This window comes from Rurimicrobium arvi, from assembly GCF_039540495.1.
GTDB classification, from domain to species: Bacteria; Bacteroidota; Bacteroidia; order Chitinophagales; family Chitinophagaceae; genus Rurimicrobium; species Rurimicrobium arvi.
The window spans coordinates 193,685-214,760 of sequence record NZ_BAABEZ010000004.1; the positions used below are offsets into that span (position 1 = coordinate 193,685).

Annotated in this window: 12 protein-coding genes; 10 read left to right on the forward strand and 2 right to left on the reverse strand. The window is 47.6% G+C overall.

Translation table 11 applies throughout. From position 1 onward, the window contains the following. Positions 1-12 precede the first annotated feature (12 nt). From ABD846_RS03680 to ABD846_RS03700, 5 genes are all read left to right on the forward strand, one after another. The gene (locus tag ABD846_RS03680) at positions 13-1,761 is read left to right on the forward strand and encodes a M3 family oligoendopeptidase (RefSeq protein ID WP_344822776.1); all 1,749 of its coding nucleotides are present in this window, start codon (positions 13-15) and stop codon (positions 1,759-1,761) included. Further along, complete coding sequence (gene radA, locus ABD846_RS03685; RefSeq protein WP_344822778.1) at positions 1,761-3,134, forward strand: DNA repair protein RadA; 1,374 nt, start codon at positions 1,761-1,763, stop codon at positions 3,132-3,134. Before ABD846_RS03680 ends, radA begins: the two co-directional genes overlap by 1 nt. A 167-nt stretch (positions 3,135-3,301) precedes the next feature. Next, on the forward strand, positions 3,302-3,580 hold the full coding sequence (locus ABD846_RS03690) for a TRL-like family protein (protein ID WP_344822780.1): 279 nt from the start codon (positions 3,302-3,304) through the stop codon (positions 3,578-3,580). A 76-nt stretch (positions 3,581-3,656) separates the two neighbouring features. Continuing rightward, positions 3,657-4,151 (forward strand): hypothetical protein, encoded by a 495-nt coding sequence (locus tag ABD846_RS03695; protein ID WP_344822782.1) that lies wholly within the window; start codon positions 3,657-3,659, stop codon positions 4,149-4,151. A gap of 26 nt (positions 4,152-4,177) precedes the next feature. Beyond that, complete coding sequence (locus ABD846_RS03700; protein ID WP_344822784.1) at positions 4,178-4,723, forward strand: hypothetical protein; 546 nt, start codon at positions 4,178-4,180, stop codon at positions 4,721-4,723. Positions 4,724-4,764: 41 nt separating this feature from the next. On the opposite strand, the gene pssA is transcribed toward ABD846_RS03700, so the two are convergent. Next, positions 4,765-5,538, reverse strand: a complete 774-nt coding sequence (gene pssA, locus ABD846_RS03705) for a CDP-diacylglycerol--serine O-phosphatidyltransferase (protein WP_344822786.1) — start codon at positions 5,536-5,538, stop codon at positions 4,765-4,767. A gap of 49 nt (positions 5,539-5,587) precedes the next feature. Continuing rightward, positions 5,588-7,564: an alpha-ketoacid dehydrogenase subunit alpha/beta gene (locus ABD846_RS03710; RefSeq protein ID WP_344822788.1), complete on the reverse strand. Its 1,977-nt coding sequence runs from the start codon at positions 7,562-7,564 to the stop codon at positions 5,588-5,590. A gap of 129 nt (positions 7,565-7,693) precedes the next feature. On the opposite strand from ABD846_RS03710, the gene gltX reads away from it, so the two are divergent. The 5 genes from gltX (at position 7,694) to ABD846_RS03735 (ending at position 21,038) form a co-directional block, all read left to right on the forward strand. Beyond that, on the forward strand, positions 7,694-9,217 hold the full coding sequence (gltX, locus tag ABD846_RS03715) for a glutamate--tRNA ligase (protein WP_344822790.1): 1,524 nt from the start codon (positions 7,694-7,696) through the stop codon (positions 9,215-9,217). Between the two features lie 90 nt (positions 9,218-9,307). Continuing rightward, entirely contained in the window at positions 9,308-9,559 is a 252-nt protein-coding gene (gene purS / locus ABD846_RS03720) for a phosphoribosylformylglycinamidine synthase subunit PurS (RefSeq protein ID WP_344822792.1), read from the forward strand. An 11-nt stretch (positions 9,560-9,570) separates the two neighbouring features. Continuing rightward, the gene (gene rsmI, locus ABD846_RS03725) at positions 9,571-10,236 is read left to right on the forward strand and encodes a 16S rRNA (cytidine(1402)-2'-O)-methyltransferase (RefSeq protein WP_344822794.1); all 666 of its coding nucleotides are present in this window, start codon (positions 9,571-9,573) and stop codon (positions 10,234-10,236) included. A gap of 179 nt (positions 10,237-10,415) precedes the next feature. Continuing rightward, positions 10,416-14,021 (forward strand): T9SS type A sorting domain-containing protein, encoded by a 3,606-nt coding sequence (locus tag ABD846_RS03730; RefSeq protein ID WP_344822796.1) that lies wholly within the window; start codon positions 10,416-10,418, stop codon positions 14,019-14,021. A gap of 69 nt (positions 14,022-14,090) precedes the next feature. Next, the gene (locus ABD846_RS03735) at positions 14,091-21,038 is read left to right on the forward strand and encodes a T9SS type A sorting domain-containing protein (RefSeq protein ID WP_344822798.1); all 6,948 of its coding nucleotides are present in this window, start codon (positions 14,091-14,093) and stop codon (positions 21,036-21,038) included. Positions 21,039-21,076: the final 38 nt, after the last annotated feature.

Below are 21,076 nucleotides of genomic sequence, written 5' to 3' on the forward strand. Positions count from 1 at the left end.
GTAAACACATTTATGAACGATATAAACACGGCTTCGGCCAATATTCAGCCGAAAAAAAGATCATTCCTGCCTGAAGACTTTCAGGTAAGTACCTGGGAACAGCTGCAACCCTATTTTGACGAATTGAGTAAGCGGGAGCTTACTTCTCTTCAGGCACTGCATGCGTGGCTTTCCGACCTGAGTGAACTGGAGTCGGTGATCGGTGAGGATGCCTGCTGGCGCCAGATAAAAATGACTTGTGATACCACAGACCCTAAACTCGAAGAGGCATTTACCTATTTCGTTACAGAAATAGAACCCAGGCTGAAGCCCTACATGTTTGCGATCAACCGGAAATTGCTGGATTGTCCCTATAAAGAACAGCTTGATGATCAGCAGTACTTCCCTTACCTGCGTGGTGTAGCAAACAGCGTGTCATTGTATCGTGAGGAAAATATTCCGTTACAGTCAGAGATCAGCCTGCTTGCGCAGCAATATGGCGTCATCTCCGGTGCGATGACCATTGAAGAAAATGGTAAAACACTTACCCTTCAGCAGGCTGCAAAATTACTGCATGACCCTTCCCGTGTCTTGCGTAAGGATGTATTTGAAAAGGTTGCACAGCGCCGGCTGACGGACAGAGACAAATTGAATGAGTTGTTTGATAAGCTGTTGCAATTGAGGCATCAGGTAGCCGTGAACGCAGGGTTTGACAATTACCGCGATTATAAATTCCGGGAATTGGGTCGCTTTGATTATACACCGGATGATTGCTTTGCATTTCACGAAGCAGTGAAAGAACATATAGTTCCGCTCCAGCGCTCCCTGCTGGAGTACCGCAAAGCATTGCTCGGCATAGAAAGCATGAAGCCATACGACACGGATGCGGAACCGGAAGGCCAGACGCCTTTGCAGCCCTTTCATTCGGGTGCAGAAATGCTGGAGAAATCAATTGCCGTATTCAGTACGCTTCGCCCTTTCTTCGGGGACTGTCTGCGCAGGATGAAAGAAATGGGTCGTATGGACCTGGACAGCCGTATCGGAAAAGCTCCCGGCGGATATAACTGTCCGCTTCCGGAGACCGGGGTTCCGTTCATCTTCATGAATGCAGCAGGTACCGTAAACGATCTTATCACCATGATGCACGAAGGAGGCCATGCCATTCATTCGTTCCTTTCCCACAAGCTGCCGCTTGCTGCGTTTAAGGAATATCCGATGGAAATCGCAGAGCTCGCCAGCATGAGCATGGAACTGTTTACACTGGAACACTGGCAGCAGTTTTTTGCCACGGCCGAAGAATGCCGTCGCGCACAGTGGGAAGAACTGGAAAGGGTAATCGACGTGCTTCCCTGGATTGCTACGATTGATAAGTTCCAGCATTGGCTGTATACGCATCCCGGACATACTGCCGCTGAGCGCGAGCAGGAGTGGCTGCGCATCCATGAGGAGTTTTCAACAGGAATTGTAGAATGGCAGGATTTTGAAACGTACAGAGCATCATTCTGGCAAAAGCAACTGCATTTGTTTGAAGTGCCATTTTATTATATCGAATATGGAATCGCACAACTGGGCGCTATAGCAATGTGGCGTCAGTACAAACAAAACAAAGAGCAGGCGCTGGATAATTATATGAACGCGCTGAGTCTTGGCTATACCCGCACTCTCGGACAATTGTACGAAACTGCCGGTATCCGCTTTGATTTTTCTCCGGCCTATATCCGCGAACTTTCTGCGTTTGTACAGGCAGAAATGCAGCTTTTATCCGATAGCAATGCAAACTGATGGCAAAAACTAAAACAGCTTTTTTCTGCCAGGAATGCGGGCATGAGTCACCTAAGTGGACTGGTAAATGTACGTCCTGCGGGGCCTGGAACAGCTATGTCGAAGAAGTGGTGCAACGCGATGAGAAGCCTGCGCGACAACAGGCGGTATGGGACACGGGAGATAAAGATCAGGTCAAAGCGTTTCGGCTGGACGACGTAATAGTCGAAGACCTGCCGCGTGTGATTTTAAATGATACGGAATTGAACCGGACACTTGGCGGCGGACTCGTACCGGGGTCGGTTACGCTCGTAGCCGGTGAACCGGGTATCGGTAAAAGTACCTTGTTCCTGCAGACCGCATTGGACTGGCGGGCAGGGAATGTCCTGTATGTTTCCGGCGAGGAAAGCCTTGCCCAGATAAAGATGCGCGCACAGCGTGTAGGTCACGCGAATGAATTATTATACCTGCTGAGCGCTACAGATACTGCGGCTATCTTCCGTGAGGCACAGAAAGTGCATCCGAGGCTCCTGATCATCGATTCGATCCAGACACTTGAATCACCTTATGTATCATCGCCGGCGGGTAGCGTATCGCAGGTGAGAGAGTGTGCAGCGGAGCTGAACCGTTTTGCCAAAACATCCGGGATACCCGTGATCATCATCGGGCACATCACTAAAGACGGCTCCATCGCCGGACCCAAGGTGCTGGAGCACATGGTGGATACTGTCCTGCAGTTTGAGGGCGACAGACACTACGCTTACCGGATGCTGAGGACCTTGAAAAACCGCTTTGGGTCGACATCGGAACTCGGCATCTATGAGATGGCTTCAGGCGGTATGCGCGTGGTAAGCAATCCTTCTGAATTGCTGCTCGCACAACATCATGAACCATTGAGCGGAATCGCGATCGCTGCAACAATTGAAGGCATGCGGCCATTGATCATTGAGGTACAGGCACTGGTAACCCAGGCCGTTTACGGAACACCGCAGCGCACGGTAAGCGGTATGGATCTACGACGCCTGCAATTGCTCTTGGCTGTGCTGGAAAAGCGTGGCGGCTTTCATTTCGGCATGAAAGATGTTTTTGTGAACATTGCAGGGGGCATCAAAATTGAAGATCCTTCCATTGAACTGTCACTGGTGTGCGCCTTACTTTCTTCATATGAAGACCGGGCTTTACCTTCCAATCTCTGTATGGTAGGGGAGATAGGACTCAGCGGGGAGATCAGGGCTGTAAGTCGCGTAGAACAACGCATTGCGGAAGCCGATAAACTCGGAATGGACCTTATGCTGATACCTGCCGCCAATGAAAAAGGGCTCGACCTGAAGCATTACCGCATGGCCATAAAAGGGGTGTCCAAGGTGGAAGATGTTTATAGGATGATATTCTGATCATCTGACCCGCCAGAAAAAAATTTGGTCAAATGCCTGTTTTTTTTAGTTTTGTTACTAAGAGAATTTACTCAAAGAAACCTGGTGGAGTCCAGATACCACTTAAAAAAACGGGGCATACCCGAAAAGCCTTACGAGTAGGACCTTTATTAAACAAAACGAATTTCATGAAAAAAGCAAAAATCGCAATGCTCGCCTCAGCTGTTGCCCTGCTTTCCAGCTGCTCGCTCACGCTCCCTGTAAACGCTACAAGCAATACTGTAGGTAGTAAAGTAGGACGTGCGAAAGCTACCGGTTATCTCGGTGTGCTGTTCTTTAACCAGGATGCCTCTATTCGTCAGGCTGCAAGAAATGGCGGTATTTCTAAAATCTCAACTGTTGATATCAAATGCACCAGCATTCTGAATATCGTTGTTACTTACGAAACGATCGTTACAGGAGAATAATTTCTCTATAAAATTCTAATCGATACAGGGTGTGGCAGATGCTGCACCCTGTTTTTATAAGCGAAATTGATTTCATATGCAGAAGCTTCGTCTGCTGTCCCTTTTATTGTGCCTGCTCATTACGTCTTGTTCGGAAAGCAATCCGGACACATTGCTGCTGTTCAATAACCATAAATTTGCTTTGCAGCCCGGAGAAACGGTCATACAGGCGGATTCCGGGATTGCGGCTACCTATAAGCAGCGATACAATAATGAGGCGACTGTACAGCTTCCGTTGTACCGGTTCGTCCGCGGAAAAGACTACCTGTTGTTTATAGCCGCTCCGTTTCATGCTTCACTGGATCGTATCGCAGAAAGCAGAAATAAAGTGCAGGCCGATACCGTTTTTTCTGAATCACACGATCGGCAGCAATTCCACCGTTACTACCGGTTGGGAAAAAAGTACTGCTCCGAATGGGTTTTCGCTATGGATACTGCGTCAATGATTTGTATTTTTGGCGAAACAACGGAGCGCGGTATCGCCGAGACTGTGTTGAACCCCTCCGAAATGAAAAAGCGTATTACTCAATAAACTCCCCAAAACACCCGTATAGGATTATGTCGCGTTTCCCGCCCTTAAAAGTTATTTTGTTTGCTGCCTGCGTTGCCGGATTAATGGGTTGTCTTTCCATAAAGCCCGGAGCTGTAAAGTCGGGCAAAAACCTCTACGAAATGTTTGCGGCCAAATCGGGTGGAACGATGTATTATATCAAGCCGCTGGAATTTGTTTCTATCAACAGGAAAGGCACCCTTGCAATGGACTTTACATTCCGTCACGCAGATGTGAACAAGGATACCGTTTCACTGAAGTTTTCCGCATTCGACGCCGAGGTTATCAAGCAGATGGACAGTGTACAGATCAGCAACGGCGCTCAGACCGTTACCTTTCATAACGTAGAGCATATGTTTTCCGATTGGGGCCACAATGAATACATCAACCGTTTCAGTATTGATGCTCCGCTAGCGTCTGTTAAATCATTGTTTGATGCTCATCCGTGGAAGGTCACCTTATTCCGCGATGGTAAAGAACGTCATTACAACAGTGTGAAAAAGACGGACAAGAATATTCCTAAACTTCAGAAATACGTTTTCGCTGTTTTATAAGCTATAGAAGAAAGGGGATCGTTTATCGATCCCCTTTCTTTTTACAATGTCTGAGCCAGATGTTTTTGCGGCCGGTACACCAGCGACAAAATGATGTACAATACAAACAATGCTGGTATTGCTGCAAACTTCAGGAAAGGGAATAATACAGCGCAGGCTCCGATCAGTATAATACGGGGCCATAGGCTTTTCATATCCCATTTGGAAGGCATCAGCTTAAAGAACGTTATTTTCGATACCATCAGCCAGGAAACCAGGGCAATGACCAGATAAAGCAACCAGGGATTTTTAAAGTACATGCCGAATTGAGGTGTATACAGGTTGATCAGAGGAAAGGAAGCGATCAGTATACCGGCTGCGGGAATGGGCATACCCGTAAAGGTGGCACCTGTAGAAACGGATACATTGAACCTCGCAAGCCTCAAAGCGCCGAAACAGGCCACCAGGAATGCAGGAGCCATCGCCAGCATGCTCACATCCATCGCGTTTGGTTTTGCAATATTGGCTGCCCACAACATTTTAAACAGGATCATCGAAGGAGCTACACCGAAGCTTACGAGATCGGCCAGAGAATCCAGGTCTTTGCCGATAGATGAAAAAAGTTTCAATCCGCGTGCAGTAAGTCCGTCGAGCACATCGAGCACAGCAGCAAGTGCAATAAACAATGAACCTAAGCAAGCCTGTTCGGTTCCGGTAATCCAGTAAGGTACCGTATTGATCTCGATCAGGTAAGGTTGTGAAGAGGTGATACACGCAATGGCGATACAACCGCAGAAGAGGTTGCCCAGCGTGAGAATATTCGGAAGATGTTTCATTCGTCTTTTTGAAAATAATTTGCCGAAAATAAGCTTTAGCGCGCTAAAATCAGTAAGCCATCAGTTTTTCGATCGTTTCGCCCAGTCTGCTTTTTGCAAGGAAATTTTGTTCCAGTTCCACAGAGAACGGGACTGGCGTGTCCAGACTGGCACAACGCAATACCGGTGCATCCAGTAGCTGAAAGCAATTTTCAGTGATCCATGCCGAAAGTTCGCCGCCGATTCCACCGGTAAGTGTGTCTTCATGCAGTATCAGCACTTTCCCGGTATGGGCGACCGTTTCCCGGATAGCATCGTAATCCAGCGGCAGCAGGCTGCGCAGATCGAGTATCTCTAAGGAAAGATCTGTATGCTTTGCCGCATAATCAAGCGCCCAGTGGACCCCCGCTCCGTAAGTAATAATGCTCATATCGGAGCCTTCCTGCACTTTCTTAGCCTTCCCGATTTCCACCGTGTAATACCCATCCGGCACAGAGCCGCTGATACTGCGGTATAACGCTTTGTGTTCAAAGAACATTACCGGGTTCGGATCGGCAAGGGAAGCCAGCAACAAGCCTTTTGCATCTTCGGGATTGGACGGGTACACCACTTTCAGTCCGGGTGTATGTACAAACCAGGCTTCGTTGCTTTGCGAGTGAAACGGTCCGGCACCCACGCCGCCGCCGGTTGGCATCCGTACCACCACATCTGCATTCTGACCCCAGCGGTAATAGATTTTGGCAAGGTTGTTGACGATCTGGTTGAAGCCTACGGTCACAAAATCCGCAAACTGCATTTCCATCATCGATTTATAACCCTTGAGCGACAGCCCTAAAGCTGCTCCCACGATTGCACTTTCACAGATAGGTGTATTGCGTACACGGTCTTTTCCGAACGCGTCGGTAAATCCTTCCGTTACTTTGAACGCTCCGCCGTATTCGGCTATATCCTGACCCATCAGTACGAGTTTCGGATACCGCTCCATTGCAATACGCAATGCATCGCTGATGGCCTGGATCATCTTCATCTCGGTTCGCTGCCCACCGGCTGCTACCGGAGCCTCGTCGCCCGGTTTATAAATGTCATTCAATTCATATTGTGTGTCCGGTACAATCACGGGTTCGGCAAAGCCTTCAGCAATTCCCGATTCGATTTCGTGACGGATAGATTCGCGGATCTGTTCTATAGCCTTTGGCGTGAGTACGTTTTCACGCAGCAGGTACGCTTCGAAATTACTTACCGGATCTTTCTTACCCCATATATCAAACAGCTCTTTAGGTACATATTTCACGCCGCTGGCTTCCTCATGACCCCGCATGCGGAAGGTCATACACTCTATGAGGACCGGCTTTTGCTCCGTGATGCAATAGGTGCGGGCGTCTTTTATGGTATTATATACTTCCAGAATATTATTGCCGTCGATGGTGAGTCCCTTCATGCCATAACCCGCGGCACGGTCTGCCAGTTGCTCGCAGGCATATTGCTCATTTACCGGAGTACTGAGTCCGTAACCGTTATTTTCAATGATGAAGATCACGGGCAAGCCCCATACCGCAGCCACATTCAGCGCCTCATGAAAATCTCCTTCACTGGTGCCGCCGTCACCGCTGAATGCAACGCATACTTTGTCTTCCTTGCTGAGTTTATGAGCGAGCGCCACACCGTCTGCGAGCGCTAACTGCGGGCCCAGGTGAGAGATCATGCCACATATATGATACTCATTGGTACCAAAATGGAAAGAACGCTCCCTGCCTTTGGAAAACCCGTTCTGAGATCCCTGCCACTGTTTGAACAATTGTGCGAAAGGAACCTGGCGGGCTGTAAATACGCCCAGGTTACGGTGCAGGGGCATGATGTATTCATCCGCGTCCAGGGCTTTGGTCACTCCGACAGCGATTGCTTCCTGTCCGATACCGCTGAACCATTTACTGATCCGTCCCTGGCGTAGCAACACCAGCATTTTTTCCTCGATCATGCGCGGTCGCACGATCTCCGTGTATAAGTCAATCAATTCTTCAGCGGACAAACCTGTCGAGACAAAATCCATAGAAATCAGAAATGGTTAATGGGTGACAAAGTTAATGTTGCATCCGATACGAGATTCACCTGGCAAATAAAAGCCTGAACCTGTTCTGTATTCCTTTAGTGAGGTAATCTTCCTTATTTTTGCCGCCATATGGAAAACAGGAAAGTACGGGTACGATTTGCGCCGAGTCCCACAGGTGGCTTACACCTTGGGGGAGTGCGTACTGTGTTGTATAACTATTTGTTTGCGCGCCATCACGGAGGTGATTTTGTCTTGCGTATTGAAGACACCGATCAGAGCCGTTTTGTGCCCGGAGCAGAAGAATATATCATGCAGTGTCTCGACTGGTGCGGATTGCATCCTGACGAAAGTCCTGTAAAGCCCGGTGCATACGGACCTTATCGCCAGAGTGAGCGTAAGGCGTTATATCGTCAGTATGCCGAGCAGCTTGTTGCACAGGGTAATGCTTATTATGCATTTGATACACCGCAGGAGCTGGAACAAATGCGCGAAAAACACAAAACGGAACATCATCAGGCTCAGTACGACAGTCGTACACGTGGATTTATGCGCAACTCGCTCACGCTGGAAGCCACGGAAGTGACCTCCCTGCTGCAGGCGGGAACCCCGCATGTGATCCGTATCAAAATGCCGGAACATGAGTCGCTTGTTTTCACAGATATGATCCGTGGGGAAGTACATTTTGATACTTCGGTGGTTGACGATAAAGTATTACTGAAGGCCGACGGTATGCCGACTTACCACCTCGCGGTGGTGGTGGATGATTATCTGATGGAGATCACCCACGCGTTCCGCGGAGAGGAATGGCTGCCCAGTGCCCCTGTACATTTACTGTTATGGCAATACCTTGGCTGGTCCGGAAAAATGCCGCAATGGGCACATCTGCCGCTCATTCTCAAGCCTGACGGGAACGGAAAGCTCAGTAAACGCGACGGTGACCGACTCGGTTTTCCGGTCTTTGCTATGGACTGGACAGATCCCCGCACGCAGGAGCAGACCGTAGGTTTTAAAGAACGTGGTTTCCTTCCGGAAGCGTTTGTCAATATGCTCGCAATGCTTGGCTGGAATTCCGGTATGGAGCAGGAGTTGTTCTCAATGGATGAACTGATTCAGCATTTCTCCATCGGCCGTGTACACAAAGGCGGCGCAAAATTCGATTACGAAAAAGCCAAATGGTTCAACAATCAGTATATCCAGAAAACGGATAATGATGTTTTAGCGGGGCTGGTTTTACCTTTCCTTGAAGGTAAACTGGAAGAGGCGGATCTGCCGCGCATTGCCGCAGCTATGGGCATGGTGAAAGATCGTATGCATCTGCTTACAGAGTTCTGGCCACAGGCTGCATACCTGTTTGAAGCTCCTGCTGAAACAGATATTGCGTCTGTGCAGGCAAAATGGAAGCCGGAGCACAAAGTATTTTTTGAAGCATTTGCGAGCCGGATCGATGCTGCATCCGAATGGACAGAAGAGTCGGCAGAACAATTATTTAATGAACTGGTGACCGCATCCGGACTGAAAAAGGGAGAGGTCATGCTTCCGCTGCGCATCATGCTGGTGGGCGGTAAGTTTGGTCCTGCGGTATTTGCCATTGCTGCTTTCATCGGGAAAGAAGAAACGGCTGCGCGCATCCGTTCTGTTATCAGCGGGCTGTAGTTTAAAATCTGCACCCGGATTTAATGCGGAATAACTAATTTTGCAACACGACGCAGGTCGTTTTAATCAAATTTAAAATATATTACAACAATGCACTTTGTAGCGCACATCAACATAATGCCTTTGAAAGAATTGCTGGATCCTCAGGGTAAAGCAGTAAACAGCAGCCTTCATAATCTGGGTCTTACGCAAATTCAGAATGTGCGCGTAGGAAAGCATATGACCCTGAATGTTGAGGCGAAAGATAAAGCAGAGGCTGAAGCATTGGTGACCGATGCCTGCAAAAAGCTGCTTGCTAACCTGGTAATGGAATCCTTCGAGGTAAACATCACCGAAGCTTAATATACCGAAACGTGTCGCTGTTCCTGGTTCCCACACCCGTAGGTAACCTCGCAGATATGACCTATCGTGCGGTGGATACGCTGCGAAGCGTGGACGTGATTCTCTGTGAAGATACACGTACCAGCTCCGTACTGCTGCGGCATTATCAGATAGAAAAGCCGCTCACGCCGTACCATCAGCACAACGAACATAAAATAGTTCCGCATCTCGTGGATCAGATGCTTGCCGGTAAACAGTTTGCGCTGATAACCGATGCAGGTACACCCGGTATTTCAGACCCGGGTTTTCTGCTGCTCCGTGAGTGTACACGACAGGGAGTTCCCGTCACCTGCCTTCCCGGCGCTACCGCTTTTGTGCCGGCACTCGTTCAGTCCGGTCTTCCCTGCGACTCCTTTGTGTTCGAAGGTTTTCTGCCCGTGAAAAAAGGTCGCCAGACAGCTATGAAGGCGCTCCTGGAAGAAACACGTACTACCGTTTTTTACGAATCGCCTCATCGGCTATTAAAAACTTTGCGTGAATTTTCAGCTATACTGGGTGACGACCGTAAGGCGGCAATAGTAAGGGAGATCTCAAAAAAATTCGAGGAAACCAGAAGAGGCACCCTTGCCGAACTCTGTGCTCATTTTGAGCAAACCGAACCTAAAGGCGAGTTTGTTTTACTCATAGGAGGTTGTTAATCGCGGAATAATGACTTTCCGTCGTTTACCAAAATGCAAACTGGTAAAGTTCTGTAAAAAATTTTTTGATTTACGGATTCAATTTTTTAAATTGCATCACGGAGATAATGTGTTTATTCAGATATTTTTGTTTGAATAGCGCTGTTTTTCCATTGCTGACAAAGAAAATAATGAATTCCATGAAAAGAATTTTTACCTCAATCCTATTACTGTTAGCTGCTTTCAGCTCACGGGCTACTTCTTTCTCGGGTATATATTACATCCCCGGAAGCTATAATACGTTGACGGACTTTCTGACAGATTTCAATTCAAACAGTACAGTTATTGCAGGAACGGTACTGGTAAATATCACACAAGACCAGTCAGCTCCCTCGGGAGGCTGGATAGCCGGTAGTGTATTTGTAAACCCGCTTATGGTAGCGCCCTTTTCCATCACATTTGATGGCAAAGGACATCTGTTTACCGCTAATTCCGGAACGGGCGGGCACGATGCGATCCTTACAGTTCAGGGTTTGGACAATGTGACTTTCCAGAATATGAATCTTGTGGAAAATTCATTGAATACTACCGCTACGTCCCGTATGGAGCATGGATTCTCTATTGTGAAACTTACCAACAATGACGGATGTAAAGGTGTAAGTATTATAGATTGCGAGATCACTCTGAATAACGCGAACACGACAGCGGCTTCAGGCGTTTCTCACTACGGCGCAGCAGGGGTGTTTGTAGGTAACTGTACGTATCTTTCTACTGCTGCGTTGGCTCCCACATTGGAAGACGGTACCCACAATGTAGTATATCTCCTGAGAGATACGATGCATAATGTAAACTATGGCTTCTACGGGTATGGTAACCCGGTTGCCGCCGATGGGTCTGCATTTAATGATAAAAACATCACTGTTCAGGAAAGCCGTATCACCAATTTCACACATGATGGCGTTTATCTGAGTTATTTTAACAACGACAATATTGCTAAGAACTATATCAATAATACAGACGATGGAGGTACCGCTCCTGTAACCAATTATTTGTATGGCATACGGTATCTGAATCCTAACTCTGCGTTGCAAACGAATACAAACTGGACCTGTTCGGATAATAATATCAATCTGACGATCAATTCGGCGGGTACCTATGCCGCAACGGGCATTCTCACGCAACTATACGGAACGGGCACGACAGACATAAAAAATGACACGGTTCAGCTTACTTCATCCGGAACAAGTGCTCAATTGTTTGGTATATTCAGCCAGAATAATAATGGAACACAAAATATCAAGTCGAATGTGATCCAGAACTTCAGCACGCAAACAACCAACGCTCAGGCGATTATCGGTATTTTTGGCGGTGGTTATGCTGTAAGTACCACCTATTCCGGTTTAGGACTTTCATCCGCTATATATCCGACATCTAATACCATAGACGGCAATACCATCCAGAATTTTAATGTAAGCAGCGGAACGTCGAATCTGACCAGAATTTTTGCAATTGAGGATGACAATTTCACTACTGCACCAAGTATTATTACGAACAATAAAATATCGAAAATTAACGCCAATGCCAACTCCTATCAAATGGTTGGATATGGTACATTATATGTGTGGCCTACTGCAGTGGCACGTACCGCAACCGTTACCGGAAATGTAATTGATGGCATGACTGTATCGGCGGCTACAAACACTACACCGCTTGTCGGATTCTCACCTGCCTGTACCTACCCGTCAGGTTCAGTTGGAAATGCAATTACCTTTTCAAAAAATAAGGTAAGCAATATCAATGGTGGAGCTTCGGTTGTTAATGCTTATCGTCTGGAGTACGCTGTTGCGGCAACGATCAATGCGGATACGGTGAACAACATAACCGTTGAAGGGTCAAATGTATTTGGTGTGAGTTCCGGAAATTCAGGATATTCTCCGGCTACCGTTACCATCACCAAGTCGAAATTTACCAATATCAAATGTAACTCCACAACCGGCGGTTGGTCTGCGATCGGCGTTTACCCTATTTACGGAACTACAGCTACGCTGACCACATTTAATTTTACGAATAACCTTATTCAAAACGTAATTTCTGCGGATGCTGCCGGACTCGCGGTAGCTTTATACACTGCTTCAGGCGCTGCAACCTATAACATCAACACCAACATGATTTCTGATGTTATCGCCGCTTCGAATACAACCAACTATTCCTCTTCAATGGGAATGTATCTCGCAAACACCGGAACAGACAATATTTATTACAATACCATCAATATGGCTACTACTGCCAAAACAGGCTATGGCGCCACAGGTATTTTATATAATACGGCTGGAACGAACAAAATTCAGAATAACATCATTCGTGTGAATGTAACTGCGGGTGCGACCAATAATACGGTTGCAATGCGCGGTTCTGCGGGTGTCGCTAAATCTGCTCCTTCCACATCTGCTTATGGTTCTGCCAGCAATATTTATTATGTACCAAAAGGCAGTAACAACTTCCTGTATGCAGAAGGTGGTTCTTCCGTTGTAAACGGCTATGCACAATCCGGTTTAACACCTGACGCAACCAAGAATATTGTAAATGATACGTTCTTCAACAGTGAATGCGGCAGAAGTTCTTTCCATAAATTTATGCAGACGGCTTCTTCTAAACGTGATACCAATACCTTTACCGAAGATAATCTGACCGGTAGCGGCGGAGTATACACGCCTACCGGCATTAGCTATGCAGAGAGCCGTGCTACGGACAACTCGATCGCGCTGGATTTCTTCACAGTTTCCCGTCCGTTCGGAAGTTCTGATATCGGCGCTGCCGAGTTTGCCGGATCCACGATTCCTTCCATGAATATCACTATTGTTTCCTCAACCGGCTTCGATACGGCTTGTACCGGAAATTTACCGGTTCTCCGCGCCACCCATCCTTCTTACTTCAGCCATACTTCCTATCAATGGTACCTGGATACAGTAACGCGTCCTATACCCGGAGCAACGGATACCTTTGTTTCCGTGGGAACTACCGGCGGTAAATATTACATCTATATTTATGATTCTGTTACCGGCTGTACCTATGTGTCTAATCCGTTCCGCATGACGGTTGTGCCGCCTCCGACTTCAATGATCACTTATTACGATTCTTTGAACTTCTGCCAGTCCAGTGCAGTTGTTGTTCAGGCTAATAAAGGATACAGATTCTCTTACCGCTGGATGCGCAATGGCTCTTACCTTCCGGGTGAAACAGATGATCACCTGGTTATTGACAAGTCCGGAACTTACCAGGTGGAAATCAATACACCGCTGGGATGTCCTTCGGTATCTCCGGGAATTGTAGTAACCGTCTATCCGCTACCAACACCTGTTATTTATTATGTGCGTGACCGCGTATTAGGTGTAACTCAGAAATTCTATACATACCAGTGGTACCGTAACAATGTGAAGATCCCCGGATCTGACGCAACCAATGCGCTTTATTATGTTCTCGATGATGCTGCATACTCCGTGGAAGTTACAGACAGTAACGGATGTACCGCAAAATCTGAAGTGTACCTGTATAGCCTTGCTGTAAACGAGCATGCAATGCAGTCCTCTGTTAAGGTGTTCCCTAATCCTGTTACCGACGTATTACACATCACTGCTGACGTACCTGTTTCTGTAAGTCTGACCGACATTACAGGAAGAATGATCATCGGCAAGGCTGCTGTAAATACCATGGATATGAGTCAATTGTCTGAAGGTATTTATTTACTGAATATTTATGACAGCGAAGACAAGCTGATCAGGGTCGAGAAAGTCAACAGGGTAAGATAACCCTGTTGACCCATCCAAACCGCATAAATGAAACACCAATAAAAAAACTCCCCCTCCAATAATAATCCTATGAAACAGTTCTACAGTCCGTTCCGGGCGCTTACGCGGCCGGACAGAAAATGGAGTAAAGCGTTCTCGCTGGCAGTACTCCTTCTCTCATGTTTCCCGCTTTTATCAAAAGCCGGATCATTTAATATTTCAAACGGGTTTATCATTACTTCCTGTAGTGATGACTTTTATGACCCCGGTGGTCCCTATTCGAACTATTCGGATAACCAGCATAAGATAATGACCATATATCCGGCTACTCCCGGAGCTAAGGTCATTGTTGATTTTACCGATTTTTCGCTGGAAGACTCTTACGACTATCTTTATGTCTACAACGGAGCGTCTACAAGTGCTACCATGATCGGCTCCTATACGGGAACTTCGGGACCCGGAACGGTAACATCGACAGCTTCCGATGGCTCACTTACGTTTGAGTTTTATTCCGATGAATATGTAAATTATCCAGGTTGGGAAGCAACAGTATCCTGTTCTTCACTTTCAGCCTGCTCGGGGACGATCACTGCAGGTACTGCGGTTTCTTCCGTTACAACAGCCTGCTCCGGTGTGCCTGTGGCTATCGGACTGTCCGGTTTCACGGCGGCAACCGGAATTACGTATCAGTGGGATACCTCATCAACCGGAACCGGCGGATGGGGCGCTTATGCAGGCGCGACCAGCGTTCCTTTCATCCTGACCCCTCCGGCCGGAAAAACATACTATTACCGTTGCACGGCAACCTGTACCGCCAGCGGCAGCAGCTCCACGTCCACAACGGTGGCAGTTTCTGTTTCCGGAGGTTCATTGCCTTATCTCGAAACATTCGAGTCGACGTCTACAGGAGCTTTCCCTACCTGTACTGATGTAACTTATTCCTCTTATTATTACGGGTTCTACGTTCACTCATCGTCTACCATACCTTCCTGGTACCCAAGTTCGCTTTCCAACCATACTACCGGTGGAAGCAATTTCCTTTTTGCGGGAAGTAATATTGGTTCGGTAGACTATACACCTGACTACTTTTTTACACCGGCCTTTTATCTTGAAACGGGAAAAACGTATCAATTCTCTTATTGGTACATAACGGACGGACATGGCCCCTACACAATCGGTGCATATGCCGGTAATGCCCAGACCAAAGCAGCAATGTCTGCTGTTGGGCCGGATATGAATACGAATACCTCAAGCTATGCACAATACGTTACCAATTTCAGCGTAAGTTCCAGCGGGTATTATTTTATGGGTCTTATGAACTCCCAGGGTACTTATTGGTACGGGATGGCATTTGACGACATTGAGCTTAAAGAATTACCTCCCTGTACGGGCACGCCCGCATATGCAGGTGTTGCAACGGCAAGCCCTACTTTGCTGTGCAGTAGCCCTGGTTCTACAACGCTGTCCATAACCGGAACACCTCCTGTTTCGGGTCTGACGTTTCAGTGGTATGAATCAAATTCCCTGTCAGGACCGTATACTGCAATTTCCGGAGCGACAAGTAATCCATACACGAGATCGGGAATCACTTCAAAAAAATTCTTCTTTTGCCAGGTTGGCTGTTCTGCCGGCGGATCGGCTGTGAATACCGATACGGTTGAAGTAAGAACGACACCGTTGGATCCCCCGTATATCGAAGATTTTGAAACAGGGACACATGGAACGAATATGCCTTGTGCCTCTTACACTTATGGATGGGATCCATACAGCTACTGGTACTTATATGATGGCCCTCACCCTTACAGCTGGATCTCCCTGGATAACCATACCACAGGCGGCAGCAAATGGCTGTTCGCAGGTGGCGGATTGGGCTACTACTCCGGCGGAGAATACTGGTTCTCTCCTGCCATAAACTTTACTGCGGGTAAAGCATACAACCTGACCTACTGGTATAAAACAGATGGTTACGACACCTATATTTTTGGTGCGGCAATGGGCAATTCGCAATCGTCTTCTGCAATGACTACCCCGATAGGTACGGATGTTTCGACTTCCACTACCTCTTATACAATGTATTCGGGATCGTTTGTTTGCGGTACAACGGGTGCGCAATATTTAGGTATAAAGTTCAAGGCTTCCAACTGGTATTATGGTGCGGCAATCGATGATATCGGATTGACGCAACTGCCGCCTTGTTCCGCGAAGCCAAGCGCGGGTAGTGCCAAAGCCAGCCCTTCTATGATTTGTGCTGCAGGTTCTTCCGGAACAACACTTTCCCTTGTTGGTCTCTCTGCGGCATCTGATCTCAATTATCAGTGGCAGGAATCCACTACGCCCGGAACATGGACCAATATAAGCGGCGCGACAACTCCGTCTTATACAACCGGTCCTGTGAGCGTTGTTACCTGTTATCGTTGCGTGGTTTCGTGTCCTTTGATCGGGGCTCCTAATTCAGACACATCTGCGGTTACCTGTGTATCGATCGCTCCGATCGTTCCTCCTTACATCGAAACATTCGAATCTGCAACGCCCGGAATTAATCAGCCATGTGCAAGCTACACATCAAGCTGGGATGGCGGCACGGGTACAACCAGTTTCACCGGCTGGGGCATAAAAGGCACTCCGGGTACTTATTATCCATCAATTGATAACCATACCACCGGCGGTTCAAAATACCTTTCCGCAGGTTACTATCTCAGTTCTTACTGGCTGGGAGCCTACTCCGCGAATCAGCAATACTGGTTCTCTCCCGGTCTCGCACTTACTGCAGATATGTCCTACAAATGCAGTTACTGGTACGTTACCAGCGGTTACGGTTATTTGCCTTCAACAACATTCGGACTGTATTACGGTACGTCTCAGGATCCTTCCAGCATGAATCCTATCTGTCCGGATGTGACAGGTGAAACCAATACTACTTACAAACAGATCTCGGGCTCCTTCGTGGCTCCGACAACCGGCACTTATTACCTGGGTGTAAAAGTGAATAACAGTTATGCCTATTATGGTGTGGCGATAGACGATATCGGAGTTGAGCAGTTGCCATTGTGTACAGCCAAACCGGTAGCAGGATCCGTTACCGCGAGTCCTTCGCTGATCTGTTCTTCCGGAACGGCAACGCTGTCTCTTGTTGGTGCAACAGCTGCGTCCAGACTTAGATACAGATGGCTTATCTCCACTTCCGGTACTGCAGCAGGTCCGTATGTTCCTGTAACAACCGGAACCGGTGGCACGTCTGCCGTATACACTACTGATGTGTTATCTGCAACGCAATATTACCGTTGTGCAGTTTCATGTCCGCTCGCAGCCGATACTTCATATGATACAACTGCTGTCTATGCAATGAAGGTTGGTGCGCTTGATCCGCCTTATGTTGAAACCTTTGAGTCGTCAACTCCGGGTATTAACGTACCGTGTGCAGATGCCACTAACTTTAGCGATGGCTTTATTACAACGGCTTCCGGAACAGTATCTACGTACGGATTTACGGATCTGATGAACCATACACCGGGAGGTTCCAAATGGTTGCGCGGAAGCTATTATGCATCCCTTTATGGTTCGAAAGATTTCTGGTTTACACCCGCTATTCACCTTATTGCCGGGTCTACTTACGAATTCTCCTATTGGTATCTGCCTGCAAACTATCCTTACAGTGGTGTGACGCCGCAGACAGGTTTATATGTAGGTAATGCGCAGACATCATCTGCTATGACCACTAATCTGATACCGGATTTCAGTCCTGCAAATGGTGTTTATAAGCAGGTGACCGCTAACTATACACCTACTACCACTGGCGACTATTACTTTGGTATTTACCTGAGAGGAGATTACAGCTATGGTATCGCTATTGATGATATCGGCATTATCCAACTTCCTCCTTGTTCGGGTAAACCCAGCAGCGGTGGTGTGGCAAGTGTCAGCCCTGCTATGCTGTGTTCTCCGGGATCAGCTAACCTGAATCTTACCTCGCTTCCTAAGGTTGCCAATCTCAGCTATGAGTGGTACACCTGTGATGCTTCAGGCAACCTGCTTGCATCAGTTACAGGAACCGCTTCCACCACTCCTGCATTAACGGTATCTGCTTCCACAGGCACCAATTACCGTTGTGTGGTGAAATGTACGCTGGGAACATCTGCGGATACAACTTATTCGTCTGTCGTTAAGTTGGATGTAGGAGCGGTTATACCTCCTTATATCGAAACGTTTGAAAGCGGCACACCAGGTACAAATATGCCATGTGCTTCTTACACTTACAGTTTCGGCGGATACTATGCGTGGAACGTTCAGGGAACTCCGGTGACCTATGGCACCAGTCCTTTGGATAACCATACACCGGGCGGCTCTAAATACCTGGTTGCAGGTTACTATCTCGGATATTATTCCGGAACACCGGAATTCTGGTTTACACCGGCTATTACCTTTACAGCGGGTAAACTGTACCAACTTTCCTACTGGTACCAGACTGACGGAACAACAGGCGCGAACTATAGTCTGGCAACTTATATGGGTTCATCCCAAACAAAAGCTGCAATGACTATTCCGCTCGGAACACCGTTTACTACTTCTACTACGCTGTACAAACAGTTTAAACTTCAGTTTACTCCTGCTAGCTCCGGAAACTTTTATATCGGTTTCAGCAAAAACCAGACAGGGTGGGGTTATGGGGTCGCTATCGACGACATCGGACTCCAGGAGGTTCCTCCATGTTCTGCACCTGTAGCGGCCGGAACCATTGTCGCTGATCCAAGTCACGTCTGCTCTGCAGGCGGTAGCACGCTGCTTGATGTGGACGGAAGCTCTTTGGCTACAGGCCTGACATACGAATGGTTCAGTGCTCCGGATGCATCCGGTCCATGGACTACCACGGGTGGCACTTCATTACCTTATACAACAGATCCGTTGTTTACACCTACATGGTTTAAAATGGTGATCAAGTGTAGCGCCACCGGTGCTACCGACACAACAGATCCATTCCTGGTGGGTGTAGGTGGTTTCGACCTTCCTTATTCTGAAGACTTCGAATCTACGCCTGCAGGTGGTGTTCCGCTGTGTAGCGATGCCACACTCTGGGCAGACTATTACAACGGTTGGAAAATCCACGGAAGTACGATTGACGGTGATTATAAGAACCATACACCGGGAGGTAAAAAATACCTTATCGGTGGTTATTATATGGGATCTCCCACATCACCTTCTGAAGACAACTACTGGTTTACTCCCGGCTTTAATATGCGCGGAGGTTATAAATACGAATTGTCTTTCTACTACGTGAATAAGATTTCCTGGTCCGGTACAGGTTCTAAAATGGGCGTTTACTATGGTAAGTCTCAGTCTGTAGGCGGCATGACCACCAACCTGATCCCCTACCGTTCGTTCTCTAACACGTCTTATGCGCTGTATGATACAACGTTTACCTTACCAACCGGTGGTGTATACTACTTTGGTTTCCGGAAATCGGGCAGCAATCCATCCTCCGACTATTCTTACTATGGTACGGCGATTGATGATATCAACCTGAACTACGCTCCTTGTGATGCACTTCCGGTGGGAGGTGAGATCAACAGCAGCAAACCTTCCGGTACACAGTATTGCATCGGTACGCATCTGAAACTTACAGATATCGGTGCCACGGTTTCTCTTGTTCCCGGTATCAAATATCAGTGGCAACGGGCTGCTATCGGTGGTTCGGCAGGTTGGTCTAATATAGTCGGAGCAACAGATACCGTACTGTCTGCAGATACCCTTGTAGGCTATGTATATCGCCTTGCGGTTATCTGTAACAATACCCATGACACTGCTTACAGCACGATATTCGAAATTCCGCAATATCCGCCTCATCCGCCTGTTAACATATCTCCGTCCACTTCTCCGATCGTTTACTGTCTCGGTGATACTGTCAAATTCAATGCGACAACTTACACCGGTGCTACTTACGACTGGATGCTGGATAGTGTGGTGATTCCGGGATGGAAATTCAGCGACATCGGTGCTACAGAACCCGGAACCTACATGGTGAAGGTTACTTCCGCGGCATCACCTTGTCCTGCATATTCCAACCAGGTTGAGCTGATCGCCAATGATCCTGGTTATTACGTGGATATTACCAAACCAGCTGACAGCTTCATTTGTGCAGGCTCATCGTTAACGCTGACCGGTACAGGAAGTAAACCTGGCCTTACGTACCAATGGCGTAAAAATAATGTAAGCATACCCGGAGCTACTACTTCTTCTTACCTGGTAACTACTTCCGGTTACTACCGTATTACTGCCAGCGACGGTTCATCTTCATGCCCTGCCGCTTCCCGTAATATCTATATCACCGTGAGAGATAACCCTCCTGCCCACATCTCTGTGCCAGGTGGTTCGCTCACTGCCTGTGAAGGAGAAGGGGTGCGCCTGAACGCTAATATCGGCGGCTATACTTATCAGTGGAATCGTGGTGGTTCTCCGGTTTATGGATGGACAGACAGTTCTGTGCTTATCAATGCTTCCGGAACATATTCCGTTAAGGTGATCACTCCTGACGGTTGTTCGAGCACGTCGACCTCTGTCACCGTGAATATCCTTCCTGCACCTACACCGGTAATTACCCGTTCCGGTTTTGTACTGACGGCAACCGGCGGCACCTATGTAACATACCAATGGTATCGCAACGATGTAGCTATTCCTGGTGCAACGGGTACAAGTTTTACCGCTACCCTCAAAGGATTGTACAAAGTATGTGTTACAGGTACAAACAACTGTACGGGTTGCTCTACTCCGATGTCACTCATGGACGCAGAACTGGGTATAGATCAGAGCACTGTTGCAAACAGCGAGATCCGCATCTTCCCGAATCCGACGAACGCGATCGTAAACATCGAAAGTCCGATCAAACTGAATGTTGAAGTAAAAGATGCCGCAGGACGATCAGTAATGTCTGTATCTGACGCGAAACAAGTTGATCTGAGCAAACTGTCGGATGGTGTTTATCTGTTCATATTACGTGATAAGGATCAAACCGTACATCAGCAAAGAGTAACCAAGGTAAGCCGTTAAGCTTTCCTGAATATAGCAAAGGGCCGTGGTAATAACCG